9 protein-coding genes are annotated in these 15,595 nt (G+C 69.3%); 5 read left to right on the top strand and 4 right to left on the bottom strand.

The genetic code is table 11. The features are described from left to right. Positions 1-39: 39 nt before the first annotated feature. Both ACLB90_RS05040 and ggpS read left to right on the top strand, forming a co-directional pair. On the top strand, positions 40-1,305 hold the full coding sequence (locus ACLB90_RS05040; protein WP_411851896.1) for an MFS transporter: 1,266 nt from the start codon (positions 40-42) through the stop codon (positions 1,303-1,305). A gap of 62 nt (positions 1,306-1,367) precedes the next feature. Beyond that, positions 1,368-3,614, top strand: a complete 2,247-nt coding sequence (ggpS, locus tag ACLB90_RS05045) for a glucosylglycerol-phosphate synthase (RefSeq protein WP_411852701.1) — start codon at positions 1,368-1,370, stop codon at positions 3,612-3,614. Between the two features lie 1,059 nt (positions 3,615-4,673). Here ggpS and blaL2 read toward each other — a convergent pair. Continuing rightward, positions 4,674-5,579 (bottom strand): L2 family extended-spectrum class A beta-lactamase, encoded by a 906-nt coding sequence (blaL2, locus tag ACLB90_RS05050; protein WP_411851897.1) that lies wholly within the window; start codon positions 5,577-5,579, stop codon positions 4,674-4,676. Positions 5,580-5,774: 195 nt separating this feature from the next. Here blaL2 and ACLB90_RS05055 point away from each other — a divergent pair, with 195 nt between their 5' ends. Next, complete coding sequence (locus ACLB90_RS05055) at positions 5,775-6,650, top strand: LysR family transcriptional regulator (RefSeq protein ID WP_411851898.1); 876 nt, start codon at positions 5,775-5,777, stop codon at positions 6,648-6,650. A gap of 41 nt (positions 6,651-6,691) precedes the next feature. On the opposite strand, the gene ACLB90_RS05060 is transcribed toward ACLB90_RS05055, so the two are convergent. Further along, a complete protein-coding gene (locus ACLB90_RS05060) occupies positions 6,692-8,548 on the bottom strand; it encodes an ABC-F family ATP-binding cassette domain-containing protein (RefSeq protein WP_411851899.1) in 1,857 nt (618 codons plus the stop codon). A 344-nt stretch (positions 8,549-8,892) separates the two neighbouring features. Here ACLB90_RS05060 and ACLB90_RS05065 point away from each other — a divergent pair, with 344 nt between their 5' ends. Then, positions 8,893-11,283 (top strand): TonB-dependent receptor plug domain-containing protein, encoded by a 2,391-nt coding sequence (locus ACLB90_RS05065; RefSeq protein ID WP_411851900.1) that lies wholly within the window; start codon positions 8,893-8,895, stop codon positions 11,281-11,283. Positions 11,284-11,526: 243 nt separating this feature from the next. Then, positions 11,527-13,227, top strand: a complete 1,701-nt coding sequence (gene ybaL / locus ACLB90_RS05070) for a YbaL family putative K(+) efflux transporter (protein ID WP_411851901.1) — start codon at positions 11,527-11,529, stop codon at positions 13,225-13,227. Positions 13,228-13,234: 7 nt separating this feature from the next. Here the strand turns inward: ybaL and ACLB90_RS05075 are convergent, their stop codons facing one another. Continuing rightward, positions 13,235-14,116, bottom strand: a complete 882-nt coding sequence (locus tag ACLB90_RS05075; protein WP_411851902.1) for a GyrI-like domain-containing protein — start codon at positions 14,114-14,116, stop codon at positions 13,235-13,237. Between the two features lie 177 nt (positions 14,117-14,293). Next, positions 14,294-15,595, bottom strand: a complete 1,302-nt coding sequence (locus tag ACLB90_RS05080; protein WP_411851903.1) for an O-acetylhomoserine aminocarboxypropyltransferase/cysteine synthase family protein — start codon at positions 15,593-15,595, stop codon at positions 14,294-14,296.

Below are 15,595 nucleotides of genomic sequence, written 5' to 3' on the forward strand. Positions count from 1 at the left end.
CGTGACCGGTTCGCCTTCTTCCCCACGAAGGTCGCACGCGTGTTGCGGCTGACCGCCCTGCTCACGGGAGTAGCGCTGCTCCTGACGGGCAGCGGGCTTCTGGGTACCCTGCTGGCGGTGCGCGGCGGGCAGGCCGGCTTTGGTGCCGGCACGCTGGGCCTGGTGATGTCCGGCTATTTCGCCGGCTTCTTCATCGGCACCTTCTTCGCCCCCTCGCTGATCGGCCGCATCGGGCATATCCGTGCGTTCGCCTTCTTCGCCGCGCTCGCCGCCATAGCGGTGCTGCTGCACCCCCTGTGGCTGAATCCCTGGGGCTGGGGCGTGCTGCGCATCGCCACCGGCATCGCCCTGGTTGGCCTGTACACCGTGATTGAAAGCTGGCTCAACGCCGAGCCGGACCCCGCCCAGCGCAGCCGCGCATTCTCGCTGTACATGGTGGTCAATCTGTCCGCGCTCGCGCTGGGCCAGCTGCTGCTGATGCTCGGCGATGCCAGCGCGACGGCCATGTTCATGCTGACGGCGATCCTGGTCTGCGCCGCCGTGCTGCCGGTGACCGCAACCCGCCTGCGCCAGCCGGACGTGCCGGTGATGACCCGGCTGAGCCTGCGCCGCCTGTACGGCATGGCGCCGGTGGCCACCGTTGCCGCGGGCCTGTCGGGCCTGGCGATGGGCGCGTTCTGGGGCCTGCTGCCGGTCTATGCCGGCGAGGTCGGCTTGGACAGCGATGGCGTGGCCTTGTTCATGCTCGTGGCGATCATTGGCGGCGCGGTGCTGCAGTGGCCGCTCGGCCAGATCAGCAACGGCCACGACCGGCGCAGCGCGCTGGTGGCGATGAGCCTGGTTGCGGCCGGCATCGCGCTGGTGGCATCGCTGCCGATGATCCAGTTGCAGACGCACCTGCTGTTCGGGCTGTTTTTCTTCTACGGCGGCCTGGCCTTCGCGCTGTATCCCTCGGCGGTGGCGCACATGCTCGACTACCTGCCGCGCGAGCACCTGCTCTCCGGCTGCTCCAGCCTGCTGCTGGTCCACGGCGTGGGCGCGGCCTTCGGCCCGGCGCTGGCCGGTGCGGCCATGCAGCGCTACGGCCCGGCCGCGCTGCCGCTGTACTTCGCCGTGGTGCTGCTGGCGCTGGCGCTGTTCACCACCGCGCGCCTGCTGCGTTTCCAGCGCCTGCGCACGCATCCGGTCGGGTTCCGGCTGATGCTGCGGACCACGCCCGCGGCGCTGGAACTGATGCCCGAAACCGACCTGCAGGCGCCCCCCGACACCCCCTACCCCGCCGACTCCGAAAAGGAAGTGCATTGACTGTATCGACACCCACCCTTCCCACCTCACCCCGTACTCTGCCGGCCACGCCGGCCGCGCAACTGATCCTCGCCACCGATCTGGATGGCACTTTCCTCGCCGGCGATGCCGCCGCGCGCCACCGCCTGTACCGGCTGGTCGACCAGCACCCCGGTATCCGCCTGATCTTCATCACCGGCCGCGGGCTCGAAGCGGTGATGCCCCTGCTTTCCGATCCGGCCATCCCGCGCCCGGACGTGGTGGTCTGCGATGTCGGCGCCACCGTGGTTGATGGGCACACGCTGCAGCCGCTGCAGCCCCTGCAGTCGATGATCGATGCGCACTGGCCCGGCGAGCAGGTGGTCGCCGCCGCGATGCGTCCGTTCGCCGCGCTGCAGCGCCAGGACGTGCCGCAGGAACGCCGCTGTTCCTACTTCTGCGATCCAGCCACGCTGGCGCCGCTGCGCGCGCAGATCCAGGCCGCCGCGCAGGCGCTGGGCTGCGATGTGCTGTACTCGGCTGACCGCTACCTGGACATCCTGCCGCCCGACACCGACAAGGGCCGCACGCTGGCCGCGCTGGCGCGCCTGCTGGAACTGCCGCGCGACCGCATCCTGGTTGCCGGCGACACGCTCAACGATCTCTCCATGTACACCGCGGGCTTCCGCGGCGTCTGCGTCGGCGAGTCGGAGCCAGCCCTGACCGCGGCCACGGCCACGCTCGGCCACACCTTCCACGCCAAGGCCCCCGGCTGCGGCGGCATCCTCGAGGCGATCGAGCATTTCGGCCTGCTCGCCAGCGACGACCCGCTCCTGCACCCGCCGGCACAGGCGCGCGCCGATGGCGCCGATCTGGTGATGGTCTACCACCGCCTGCCGTTCGATGAGGTCCTGCAGGACGGCGTGCTGGTGCAGCGCCCGCCGCGCTCGCCCAACGGCATCATCCCCTCGCTGCTGAGCTTCTTCGACGGCGGGCAGAAGGGGTCGTGGGTCGCCTGGGGGATCGACGATCCCAAGCGCGGCCCCTTCCAGACGCACCTGGCCGTGGATGCGCTGCGCTACCCGACCCTGACCGCCGCGCGCGTGCCGTTGAGCAAGCAGGAAGTGGACATCTTCTACAAGCGCTTCTCCAAGGAAGCGTTCTGGCCGATGCTGCACGTGTTCTGGGAACGCGCGCGCTTCCGCGAGGACGACTGGCAGGTGTTCCTGCAGGTCAACCGCAAATTCGCCGAATCCACGGCCGCCGAGGCCGCGCACGGCGCCACGGTGTGGATCCACGACTACAACCTGTGGATGGTGCCGGGCACGCTGCGCGAGCTGCGCCCGGACCTGAAGATCGCCTTCTTCCACCACACCTACTTCCCCTCCGCCGACGTGTTCAACGTGGTGCCGTGGCGGCGCGAGATCATCGGCAGCCTGCTCAGCTGCGACTACATCGGCTTCCACATTCCGCGCCAGGTGGAGAACTTCGTGGACGTGGTGCGCGGGGCGATGCCGGCCGAGCGACTGGCCTGGGAAAGCTGCGCGCCGCGCTTTCTGACCTATGGCTGCGCGGTGGGCCTGGACACCATGACCACACGGCTGCGCGTGGGCGACCGCGAGATCGCGCTGGGCGCGCATCCGGTCGGCACCGACCTGCGCCGCATCCACGGCGTGCTGGCGCGCGGCGACGTGCGCAACGACATCTTCAAGCTGCGCCGCGAGATCGGCGCGCGCAAGCTGGTGCTGTCGGTCGAGCGCCTGGACTACACCAAGGGCACGCTGGCCAAACTGGAGGCGTTCGAGCGTCTGCTTGAACAGCATCCGGACCGCCTCGGCAAGGTCACCCTGCTGATGATCTGCGTGCCGGCCGCGCGCGAGATGACGGTCTACCGGACCCTGCAGAACCAGATCGAGCAGGCGGTGGGGCGCATCAACGGGCGCTTCTCGCGGCTGGACTGGACGCCGGTGCGCTTCTTCGCCCAGGCGCTGCCGTTCGAGGAGGTGGTGGCGCACTATGCCGCCGCGCAGGTGATGTGGATCACCCCGCTGCGCGACGGACTCAACCTGGTCGCCAAGGAGTTCGTTGCCACCCAGGGCATCGAGGGCAGCAGCGGCGTGCTGGTGCTCAGCGAATTCGCCGGCGCGGCCGCCGAACTGAAGGGCGCGGTGCTGACCAACCCGCACGATCCGGCCGACCTCACCGCCGGCCTGCTGCAGGCGCTGTCGATGCCCGACGATGAAGCCACAGGGCGCATGCGCCAGCTGTTCGACAGCGTGGAGTACTACGACGTGGACCGCTGGGGACGGGAGTTCCTGGAAGCTGTGCGCACCAGCCACCCCGAAGGTTGACGCGGGAACGGTAGTGCCGGCCGCCGGCCGGCTCCACGCGGTGCCGGCGGTGGGCGATGACGGGTTCGGGGAGCCGGCCAGCGGCCGGTGCCTACTCGATGCGGTGCGCAACGGCCACCCCGAAGGCTGACGCAGGAATGGTAGTGCCGGCCGCCGGCCGGCTCCACGCGGTGCCGGCGGTGGGCGATGACGGGTTCATGGGGAGCCGGCCAGCGGCCGGCACTACGACGTGGACCGCTGGGGACGGGAGTTCCTGGAGGCTGTGCGCACCAGCCACCCTGAAGGCTGACGCGGGAACGGTAGTGCCGGCCGCCGGCCGGCTCCACGCGGTGCCGGCGGTGGGCGATGACGGGTTCGTGGGGAGCCGGCCAGCGGCCGGCACTACGACGTGGACCGCTGGGGACGGGAGTTCCTGGAGGCTGTGCGCAACAGCCACCCTGAAGGCTGACGCGGGAACGGTAATGCCGGCCGCTGGCTGGCTCCACGCGGTGCCGGCGGCGGGCGATGACGGGTTCATGGGGAGCCGGCCAGCGGCCGGCACTACGACGTGGACCGCTGGGGACGGGAGTTCCTGGAGGCTGTGCGCACCAGCCACCCTGAAGGCTGACGCGGGAACGGTAGTGCCGGCCGCCGGCCGGCTCCACGCGGTGCCGGCGGTGGGCGATGACGGGTTCATGGGGAGCCGGCCAGCGGCCGGCACTACGACGTGGACCGCTGGGGACGGGAGTTCCTGGAGGCTGTGCGCACCAGCCACCCCGAAGGCTGACGCGGGAACGGTAGTGCCGGCCGCTGGCCGGCTCCACGCGGTGCCGGCGGAGGGCGATGACGGGTTCATGGGGAGCCGGCCAGCGGCCGATGCCTACTCGATGCGGTGCGCAACAGCCACCCCGAAGGCTGACGCAGGAATGGTAGTGCCGGCCGCTGGCCGGCTCCACGCGGTGCCGGCGGCGGGCGATGACGGGTTCATGGGGAGCCGGCAGCGGGCGATGACGGGTTCATGGAGAGCCGGCCAGCGGCCGGCACTACCCTCAGCGCGCACCGGCCAGCGGTCGGTGCCTGCTACCCGGCCTGCTGCATGATGCCCTCGGCCAGCACGGCAACCTGGCGCAGCACGTCGTTGCGCCCGGCGTCGTCCACCGTGGCGCCCTGCAGGTAGCTGGTGAGCACCCACGGGGTGCCGCCCGCCAACGGCCACAGCATCGCGATGTCGTTGGTGGTGTCCGTGCCGTTGCTGCCGGTCTTGTCGCCCACCCGCCACGCGGTGCCCAATCCCGCACGCAGGCGGGCGTCGCCGGTTTCGTTGTCGATCAGCCAGTCGGCCAGCTGCTGGCGCGATGCCGGTGCCAGCACGTCGCCGAGCAGGAAGCGCTGCAGGCTGGCCGCCATCGCCGCCGGGCTGGTGGTATCGCGTGGATCGCCCGGCGCGAAACGGTTCATCTCCGGCTCCAGGCGGTCGTTGCGGGTCACCGCATCGCCGTGATCGCGCAGGAAGCGCGTGACCGCAGGCGGCCCGCCCACCACGCCCAGCAGCAGGTTCGCCGCCGGGTTGTCACTGGTGATCATCGTGGCCCGGCACAGGTCGCGCACGGTGAGGTCCTTGCCGATGTGCCGGCGGGTGACCGGCGCATGGTTGATCAGGTCCTCCGCGCGCATCGGCACGCGGCGGTCCAGGTCGAGCCGGCCGGCGTCGACCTGGCGCAGCACCGCTGCACAGAGCACGAACTTGAAGGTGCTGCACATCGGGAAGCGTTCGTCCTGGCGGTGTCCGATGCGCTGCCCCGACGCGGTGTCCAGCAGCGTGACCCCGAGCCGGCCGCCGCTGGCCGCTTCCAGCGCGGCGAAGTCCCGGGCCGCCGCCGGCGCGGGAGCCGCGCCGCCCGGCGGCGTTCTGGCCAATGCGGTGGCGGCGAGCGCGGAGGCGGCGGCCATGCCGGTCCATTGCAGGAACTGTCGTCGAGCAAGCATGCGGGTTCTCCTGGGTGAAGGGGGAGTATTGAAGCCGTGGCGGCCCGGCACCAGCGAGCATTTTCAGCGGGAGCCATTCATTGACCTCATGGCTCGGCGGGATCTGCCCGCGCATTTCAGGGATTATCGAGCAGCGGCCGGCACTTCCGGGGGTTTCGGTGCGATCATCCATCGATCCTCCTCACGGCTCGGACCATGCTTCGTCCCCAGTTGCCGCTCAATGCCCTGCGTGCCTTCGAGGCGGCTGCGCGCCATCAGAACTTCACCCGTGCCGCGCTGGAGCTGTGCGTCAGCCAGGCCGCGCTGAGCCACCAGATCCGCGCGCTGGAGGACCGCCTCGGGGTGTCCCTGTTCCACCGGCTGCCGCGTGGCGTGGCACTCACCGACGAAGGAGCACGGCTCTACCCGGTGCTCAACGAGGCGTTCGATCGCATCGCCGTGAGCCTGGACCGATTCGTGGGTGGGCCCTTCCGCGACGTGTTGAGCGTGGGCGTTGTCGGCACCTTCGCCACCGGCTGGCTGCTGCCGCGCCTGGCGGACTTCCAGGCACGTCACCCGCAGATCGACCTGCGCCTGCAGACCCACAACAACCGTATCGACTTGGCCGGCGAAGGGCTGGACCTGGCGATCCGCTTCGGCGATGGCGATTGGCAGGGCCAGGTCAGCCATGCGGTGCTGGATGCGCCGTTCGCACCGCTGTGCGCGCCGGCACTGGCCCGGCTGCTGAAGCAGCCACGTGACCTGGCCAATGTGGCCCTGCTGCGGTCCTACCGCAGCGATGAATGGCCGCGCTGGCTGCAGGCGGCCGGCGTGGCGGAACTGGAAGCGCGCGGGCCGGTGTTCGATTCCTCGCTGACCCTGGCCAGCGCGGCGGCCGCCGGCAGTGGCGTGGCCCTGCTGCCGCTGAAGATGTTCGAACAGGATCTGGCGCAGGGGCGGCTGATCCAGCCGTTCGCACCGGTGCTGGACCTGGGCCGTTACTGGCTGACACGGCTGCGTTCGCGTGCCGAGAGCGACGCCGCGCGGCTGTTCCGCCAGTGGCTGCAGGCGCAGGGAGAGGCTCCGCGCTGACAGCGGCGGCGTGCCGACCAGCAGGTCGGCACGCCCTTGGATCAACCTTCCAGCAGCTCCATCCAGCTCTGCTCGGCCTTGGCCAGCAGTGCCGCCGTCGCTTCACGATCACGGCCGAGCACGGCCATGCGGGTCGCATCGGCGTAGTTGGACGGATCGGCCAGCTGACGGTCCAGCTCGGCCAGCGTTCCCTCCAGTTCGCCCACCTTGGCTTCAGCCGCAGCGAGTTTGTGCGGGTTGACCGGCTTGCGCGGCGGCAGCGGCGGGGTCGGCGGCACCGGCTCCGGTGCGGCGGCGGCCATCTTCTGCTTGGTGCCCTGGGCGGCCGGGCGCGACCGCAGCCACGCCGCGTAGGCGTCCAGGTCGCCATCGAACGGTTCAACCACACCATCGGCCACGCGCCAGAAGGTGTCGCAGACCAGACCGATCAGGTGGCGGTCGTGCGAGACCATCACGATGGCGCCCTCGAAGTCGGCCAGCGCTTCGGCCAGCGCTTCGCGCATTTCCAGGTCAAGGTGGTTGGTCGGTTCGTCGAGCAGCAGCACGTTCGGCTGCTGCCAGGCGATCAGTGCCAGCGCCAGGCGTGCGCGTTCGCCACCGGAGAACCCGTCCACCGGTTCGAAGGCACGGTCACCGGCGAAGTTCCACTTGCCAAGGAAGTCGCGGAAGGCCTGATTGGGCGCATCCGGGGCCAGATCGCGGAAATGCTCCATCGGCGACTGGCCTTCGTGCAGCGATTCCACCGTGTGCTGGGCGAAGTAGCCGATGCGCAGGTCCGGGTGGGCAGCGCGCTCGCCGGTGAGCGGGGACAGCTCGCCGACCAGGGTCTTGACCAGCGTGGTCTTGCCGGCGCCGTTGGGGCCGAGCAGGCCGATGCGCTGGCCCGCTTCCAGGCCGAAACCGACCTCGTGCAGGATCACCGCGTCCGGGCCGTAACCGGCATCCACATGGTTCAGGCGGATCAGCGAGAACGGCAGCTTGGCCGGCGGGGCGAATTCGATGCGGAACTCACGCTCGGCACGCACCGCCTCGGTACCGGCCAGCTTGGCCAGGCGCTTCATGCGGCTCTGGGCCTGCGCGGCCTTGCTGGCCTGCGCCTTGAAGCGGTCGATGAAGCTCTGCAGGTGGGCGCGCTCGGCCTGTTCCTTCTCGTGCGCGATCTGCTGCTGGCGCAGCTGCTCGGCGCGCTGGCGCTCGAAGTCGGTGTAGCCACCCGGATACAGCTTGGCGCCGCCGCCGTGCAGGTGCAGGGTGTGGGTGGCGACGTTGTCGAGGAACTCGCGGTCGTGCGAGATCAGCAGCAGCGTGCCCGGGTACTTGAGCAGCCACTGTTCCAGCCAGAACACCGCGTCGAGGTCGAGGTGGTTGGTCGGTTCGTCGAGCAGCAGCAGGTCGCTGGGCATCATCAGCGCGCGGGCCAGGTTCAGGCGCACGCGCCAGCCACCGGAGAACGAGGACACCGCGCGGGAATGCGTCTCGGCCGGGAAGCCCAGGCCGTGCAGCAACTTGCCGGCGCGCGCTTCGGCGTCGTAAGCGCCGATTTCGGCCATCCGCTGGTGCGCGGTGGCCACCGCCTCCCAGTCCTCCCGCGCAGCGGCGTCGGCTTCGGCACGCAGCACCGCGGCCACCTCGGTGTCGCCTTCGAGCACGAACTGCAGCGCCGGATCGGGCAGCGAGGGGGTTTCCTGGGCCACCGATGCGATACGGACCTTGCCGGGCAGGTCGACGTCGCCCTTGTCGGCTTCCAGTTCGCCCTTCACGGCGGCAAACAGGCTGGACTTGCCCGCGCCATTGCGGCCAACCACGCCAACGCGGTACCCCGCATGCAGGGTCAGGTCGACGTTGGACAACAGCAGCCGCTCGCCACGGCGCAAGGCGAAGTTACGAAGGGAAATCATCTTGGGGGTCCATATAACGGAATGGAATGTGCTGGTGAGCACCTTTCCTGCGACGTAATTCTAGCGTTAACGAATACTTGACGCGCCCCGGGATGCGCGGCAGGGCTCGTCTCTCTCTCCCGCGACCCTGCCCGCGCGTCCTCGGGACCCCTCCGTCGAGACCCTGGCCTCACGTAAATGGTTGCTGCTGCAACGTTTTTCGTGAATGTGTCCGGGAATTGACAGGCGATGAATATCCCGTTAATTCCTTTGTTGCGCACCGCAACAACCGCCTTCGCAGACCCGCTCGCCGCAGTCGTGATGTCGCCACGGTGCCGCACCGTCCCTACCGGAGCCACATCCTGATGAACCGCAAGACCAGTACGCTCGCCGCCGCCGTAGCTGTCGCGCTCGGTGTCTCCAGTTTCGCCGCCTCCGCCCAGCAGGGCCCGCCCACTGCCGCGAACACCCTGGACACCATCATCGTCACCGGTACCCGGGTCGCCGACCGCACCGTGGCCGAGTCGCAGTCGCCGATCGACATCATCACCCCCGAGGCGCTGCAGTCCACCGGTACCACCGAGCTGGCCACCGCGCTGTCGCGCGCCCTGCCCTCGCTGAACTTCCCGCGCCCGGCGCTGACCGACGGCACCAGCGGCATCCGCCCGGCGCAGCTGCGCGGCCTGTCGCCCGACCAGGTGCTGGTGCTGGTCAACGGCAAGCGCCGCCACACCTCGGCGCAGATCAACGTCAACGGCAGCATCGGTCGCGGCTCCTCGGCGGTGGACATCAACGCCATTCCGATCGCCGCGATCGAGCGCGTCGAAGTGCTGCGTGACGGCGCCTCGGCCCAGTACGGCTCCGATGCGATCGCCGGCGTGATCAACATCGTGCTCAAGGGCTCCTCCGCCGGCGGCAGCCTGGCCCTGGATGCCGGCCAGTACTCGGCCGGCGACGGCAACAAGTACCAGCTCTCCGGCGATACCGGCGTGGGCTTTGCCGATGGCCGCGGCAGCGTGCACGTGGCCGGGCAGATCACCCAGCAGGACGAGAGCAACCGTGCCGGCCCCTACCAGGGCACCACGCCCAACACCGGCAACTTCCCGGACATCGGCCAGACCACGTTCGTGGTCGGCGACCCGCAGGTGGATGCGACCGCCGCTTCGGCCAACGCCAGCTTCCAGTTCACCGACCACGTTTCGGCCTATGCCACGGCGATGGCCAGCAACCGCGACATCACCTCGTTCGCGTTCTACCGCTCGCGCAACAACAGCAACCAGGGCCCGCTGCTGGCCCAGGTGTACCCGGACGGCTTCGTGCCGCAGATCAACCAGTATTCCAAGGACCGTTCGATCGTGGCCGGCGTCAAGGGCGGCACCGACAGCGGCTGGAACTGGGACGTCAGCTACAACCACGGCTACAACAAGATCGACTTCCACACCCGCAACAGCATCAACTACAGCCTCGGCGTGACCAGCCCGCGCTCGTTCTACGACGGCGCGCTGGAGTACACCCAGGACATCGTCAACGCCGATGTGACCAAGACCCTGGACTGGGGCCTGGCCTATCCGGTGACGCTGTCCTTCGGTGGCGAGTACCGCCGCGAAACGTGGGAGCAGTCGCCGGGCGAACTCAACTCGTACACCGGCAGCGGCGCGCAGGGCTTCGGCGGTTTCACCCCGATCAATGCGGTGGATGCCGACCGCAACAACTATGCGGTGTACGCGGGCCTGGAAGCGGACTTCACCGACAAGTTCTCCGCCGGCGTGACTGGCCGCTATGAGGACTACTCAGACTTCGGCGACAAGTTCTCCGGCAAGCTGTCCGCGCGCTATGCCTTCACCGACAAGGTCGCCCTGCGCGCCACCGCCTCCAGCGGTTTCCGCGCGCCGTCGCTGGCCCAGCAGAGCTACCAGGCGGTGACCAGCACGATCGTCAACGGTGTGTTCGTCGAACGCGGCACCTTCCCCACCACCAGCGCCGCCGCGCAGGCGCTGGGCGCCAGCCCGCTGAAGGCCGAAAGCTCGACCTCCTACAGCCTGGGCCTGGTGCTGCAGCCGGTGGACCGCCTGTACCTGACCGTGGATGCGTACCAGATCGACATCGACGACCGCATCGTGCTGTCCACCAACATCACCACCAACCCCGCCACCAACGCGTTGCTGGGTGGGCTGGGGCTGCCGCAGGTCACCGCGTTCTCGTACTTCACCAACGGCGTGGATACCCGCACCCGCGGCGTGGACGCGGTGTCCAGTTACACCATTCCCTTCGCCGCCAGCTCGCTGGAACTGACCGCCGCCTACAGCTACAACGAAACCGAGGTGAAGAAGTTCATCGCCTCGCCGGCGGTGTTCCAGAGCCTGGGCCTCACCCAGTCGCTGATCGGCCGCGATGAAATCGGCCGCATCGAAGACAGCTACCCGCGCGACAAGGCCATCCTCAGCGGCACCTGGCGCTCGGACCACTGGGACCTGAACCTGGCCGCGACCCGCTATGGCAGCTTCACCGTGCGCAACTCGGCCACCGCACTGCGCGACCAGACCTATGGCGCGTCGTGGGTGCTGGATGCCTCGGTGAGCTACAAGCCCAGCGAGAACTGGGCGCTGACCCTGGGCGCGGACAACCTGCTGGACGAGTACCCGGATCGCACCGTGGACCTGCAGAACTCGACCTGGGGCATGCTGCCGTACAGCAACTACTCGCCGTACGGCTTCAACGGCGCCTACGTCTACGGCCGCGTAACGTACAAGTGGTGATCCCCGGCAGTGCCGGCCGCTGGCCGGCACCAATGCAATGACTGCCGCTGCCCCGGTCCGCCGGGGCAGCGTCGTTGTGGCCCCCCGACACCACCGTTCCGCGCATTCATCACTGTCGCGTGCCGCTGTCCCGGTCAGCACATGACCTGACCACGGGGACAGGCACGCGCCGGATGCGTCGGTGTTTGCCGGATCTGGCCGCATCGGTGAAAATCGGGACATCCCCCCTTTCTGCGAGCCCCGATGCACCATGACACCGACCTGATCAACATCGTCGCCGTTGGCCTCGGGCTCGCCTTCATCTTCGGCGCGCTGGCCAACAAGCTGCGGTTGTCTCCGCTGGTCGGTTATCTGGTTGCAGGCATCTGCGTAGGACCGTTCACCCCCGGCTTCGTTGCCGACCAGGCGCTGGCCAACCAGCTCGCCGAGATCGGCGTGATGCTGCTGATGTTTGGCGTGGGCCTGCACTTCTCGCTGAAAGACCTGATGGCGGTCAAAGCGATCGCCATTCCCGGCGCCATCGGCCAGATCCTGGTGGCCACGCTGCTGGGCTGGGGCCTGGCGTCATTGATGGGCTGGCCGGTGATCCACGGCGTGGTGTTCGGCTTCTCGCTGGCCACCGCCAGTACCGTGGTGCTGCTGCGTGCGATGGAAGAACGCCGCCTGCTGGAGACACAGCGCGGCAAGATTGCGGTGGGCTGGCTGATCGTGGAAGACCTGGCGTGCGTCCTGGCGCTGGTGATGATGCCGGTGATGGCCGGCGTGTTCGGCCCGGATGCGGCCAATGAAACCCACACCCTCGGCAGCGTGCTGGCCAGCATCGGCTGGACCTTCGTGCAGCTGGGCCTGTTCGTGGCGGTGATGCTGGTGGTCGGCCGCCGGGTGATCCCGTGGATTCTCGAGCGCATCGCCGGCACCGGCTCCCGCGAGCTGTTCACGCTGTCGGTGCTGGCCATCGCGCTGGGCGTGGCGTTCGGCTCGGCGATGCTGTTCGGCGTGTCGTTCGCGCTCGGCGCGTTCTTCGCGGGCATGCTGCTCAACGAATCCGAACTCAGCCACAAGGCCGCCAACGACTCCCTGCCGCTGCGCGACGCCTTCGCGGTGCTGTTCTTCGTCTCGGTGGGCATGCTGTTCAACCCGGCCATCCTGATCGAGCACCCGTGGCAGGTGCTGGCCACCGCGGCGATCATCATGTTCGGCAAGTCCGCAGCAGCCTTCGTGATCGTGCGCGCCTTCGGCCATCCCACCGGCACCGCGCTGACCATCTCGGCCAGCCTGGCCCAGATCGGCGAATTCGCCTTCATCATTGCCGGCCTCGGCGTCGCCCTGAAGATCCTGCCGCCCACCGGCCAGGCGCTGGTGCTGGCCGGCGCGCTGATTTCGATCATGCTCAACCCGCTGGTGTTCGGCCTGCTCGACCGCTGGCTGCTCAAGCACCAGGAAGCGACGCCGACCGCCGTGGAAACCGAACTGCCGCCGGGTCCGTCGCTGGACCTGCATGACCATGCCATCGTGATCGGCTACGGGCGCGTTGGCAGCGCACTGGCGCAGGTGCTGCGTGATCGTGGCGTGCCGGTGATGATCATCGACGACAACAAGGAACACGTGGCCGAGGCGCATGCCGCCGGACTGCCCGGCATCCGCGGCAGCGCGGCGTCGGACCGGGTGCTGGCCGAGGCGCATCCGGAACGCGCCAAGATCGCGGTGCTGGCCATTCCGCAGCCGCTGGAAGCGGGCGAAACGCTGGCCAAACTGCGCGCGCTGAACCCGACCCTGACCCTGCTGGCGCGCGCGCACAGCGATGCCGAGGTCAAGCACCTGCTGGATCACGGCGCCGACGGCACCGTGATGGCCGAACGCGAACTGGCGTACTCGCTGGCCGAGATGGTGATGTCCACCCCGCCGTACCGCAGCCTGGGCAAGCACAGCATCCCGGTGGTGTAGCCCCGGCTTAGCGCAGCGGCACGCAGATGTCCGCGCGCAGGATCGCCTCGGGCACGTTCTCCGGGTCGTCCAGGTAGTGGTAGTACACGGGCGCGTCGCGCAGCGCGCGCCCGCTGTCGGGCAGCCACTGGCGCAGCAGCGCATCGGTGGCCGCTTCCAGCCCCGCATAGCTGCCCACATGGCGCAGCACGGCATGTGCGCCGCCGCCCAGGGTGAGCACGCGCAGCGGTGCGGGCAACGCAGCCGGCGCGCGCCCGAATCCCATGCCGCAGTCGAACAGGCACGCGTCGGCCGGGACGTCACGATGGTCGTTGAGCGCGATCCCCACCAGCTGCTGCAGGTGCCCGGCCAGCCCCTGCTCCGCGGCCCAGGCGTAGATCTCGCCAAAGGCCTGGTCCAGGTCGTCGAACGCGCCCTGCGTGCGCAGCGCCACCACGTCGAACGGTTCCAGCGTCGTCACCGTGACCTGCAGCGGCACGGCGTCCGCGGCATGATCGCCGGCCGGCAGCAGCAGCGCCTGCTGCCAACGCTCCCGCAGCGCCGCGTCATCGCGCAGCGCGCTCGGCGTGGCATCCAGCGCCTGGCGGCAGGCGCGGGCCAGGGCCTGCGGGCTTTCAAAGCCGACCGCCAGGGCAACCCCGGTCACCTGGCTGTCGGCGTGACCCAGCAGCTGCAGCGCCTGCAGCAGGCGCAACCGCGCCACGGTGCGACCGGGCGTTTCCCCGGTCAGCGCGCGGTACAGGCGATGGAAATGGAACGGGGACTGGTGCGCGATCGCGGCCAGTGCCTCCAGATCGGGCAGCGGTTCGCCGGCGCGCAGGCAGGTCTGCAGATGGGCGATCACGCGGTCGATACCGTGGCGCTGGCGTACCTGGGCAATGCGGCTCATGGCGGGCTCCATGTCGGGGTGGCGCACAGCATGCGTGGTCCCCCGCCCCGGCGCGTGGCCGATCTTGCGCAGTTGAGGGTGGCCCGTTGGAGCGTAACGTCCGCGCGCCACCCGGGCCAGCCGCCCCGATACAACCCCACGGCGGCCGGCCCGCACCGGTCGCCGTGGGCCCCACCTCTACGCGGTTGCCAACGCCTGGCGCAGGTCGGCCAGCAGGTCGTCGATGTGTTCGATGCCGATGGACAGGCGCACGGTGTCCTCGCTGACACCGGCCGTGCGCAGTTCGGCCGCGTCCAGCTGGCGGTGCGTGGTCGATGCCGGATGGGTTGCCAGCGACTTTGCATCGCCCAGGTTCACCAGCCGGGTAAACAGCTGCAGCGCGTCCAGGAAGCGTGCGCCTGCCACGCGGCCACCGGGCAGGCCGAAGGTCAGCACGCCCGACCCGTGGCCACGCAGGTACTTCTGCACCAGGGCGTGGTCGGGATGGTCGGGCAGCGCGGCGTAGTTCACCCAGTCGACCTTGGGATGGTCACGCAGGAACTGCGCCACGGCCAGCGTATTGGCATTGATGCGGTCCATGCGCAGCGCCAGCGTCTCGATGCCCTGCAGGATCAGGAAGGCGTTGAACGGCGAGAGCGACGCGCCGGTGTTGCGCAGCGGCACCACGCGGGCGCGGCCGATGTACGCGGCCGGACCGAGCGCCTCGGTATAGACCACGCCGTGGTAGCTGACATCCGGCTCGTTCAGGCGACGGAAGCGCTGCGCGTGTTCGGCCCACGGGAACCGGCCCGAATCGACGATGGCGCCGCCCAGGCTGGTGCCGTGGCCGCCGAGGTACTTGGTCAGCGAATGCACCACGATGTCGGCACCGAAATCGAACGAACGCTGCAGGTACGGCGTGGCCACCGTGTTGTCCACGATCAGCGGCACGCCGTGCGCATGGGCCACCGTCGCAATCGCTTCGATGTCGGTGATGTTGCCGCGCGGGTTGCCGATGGACTCCACGAACACCGCCTTGGTGCGGTCGTCGATCAGCGCGCCGAACGAGGCCGGATCGTCCGGGTCGGCGAAACGTGTCTGGATGCCGTACTGCGGCAGCGTATGCGCGAACAGGTTGTAGGTGCCGCCATACAGCGTGCTGGACGACACGATGTTGTCGCCGGCCTCGGCGATGGTCTGGATCGCGTAGGTGATCGCCGCCTGGCCCGAGGCCAGTGCCAGCGCGCCCACCCCGCCCTCCAGCGCGGCGATGCGCTGCTCCAGCACATCGGTGGTGGGGTTCATGATGCGGGTGTAGATATTGCCCGGCACCTTCAGGTCGAACAGGTCGGCCCCGTGCTGGGTGTCATCGAAGGCGTATGCCACGGTCTGGTAGATCGGCACGGCCACCGCGCGGGTGGTCGGGTCGGGCCGGTAGCCGCCATGCACGGCGATGGTTTCCGCTTTCCAGTGCGGGTCGGGACTGCCGTGCTCGCTCAT

The organism is Stenotrophomonas sp. LGBM10 (genome assembly GCF_046736075.1).
Taxonomy (GTDB): domain Bacteria; phylum Pseudomonadota; class Gammaproteobacteria; order Xanthomonadales; family Xanthomonadaceae; genus Stenotrophomonas.

Coding starts and splice junctions, on each gene's coding strand:
- blaL2 (WP_411851897.1), bottom strand. CDS start 5,579: ATGCTTGCTCGACGACAGTTCCTGCAATGGACCGGCATGGCCGCCGCC.
- ACLB90_RS05055 (WP_411851898.1), top strand. CDS start 5,775: ATGCTTCGTCCCCAGTTGCCGCTCAATGCCCTGCGTGCCTTCGAGGCG.
- ACLB90_RS05060 (WP_411851899.1), bottom strand. CDS start 8,548: ATGATTTCCCTTCGTAACTTCGCCTTGCGCCGTGGCGAGCGGCTGCTG.
- ACLB90_RS05065 (WP_411851900.1), top strand. CDS start 8,893: ATGAACCGCAAGACCAGTACGCTCGCCGCCGCCGTAGCTGTCGCGCTC.
- ybaL (WP_411851901.1), top strand. CDS start 11,527: ATGCACCATGACACCGACCTGATCAACATCGTCGCCGTTGGCCTCGGG.
- ACLB90_RS05075 (WP_411851902.1), bottom strand. CDS start 14,116: ATGAGCCGCATTGCCCAGGTACGCCAGCGCCACGGTATCGACCGCGTG.
- ACLB90_RS05080 (WP_411851903.1), bottom strand. CDS start 15,595: ATGAGCGAGCACGGCAGTCCCGACCCGCACTGGAAAGCGGAAACCATC.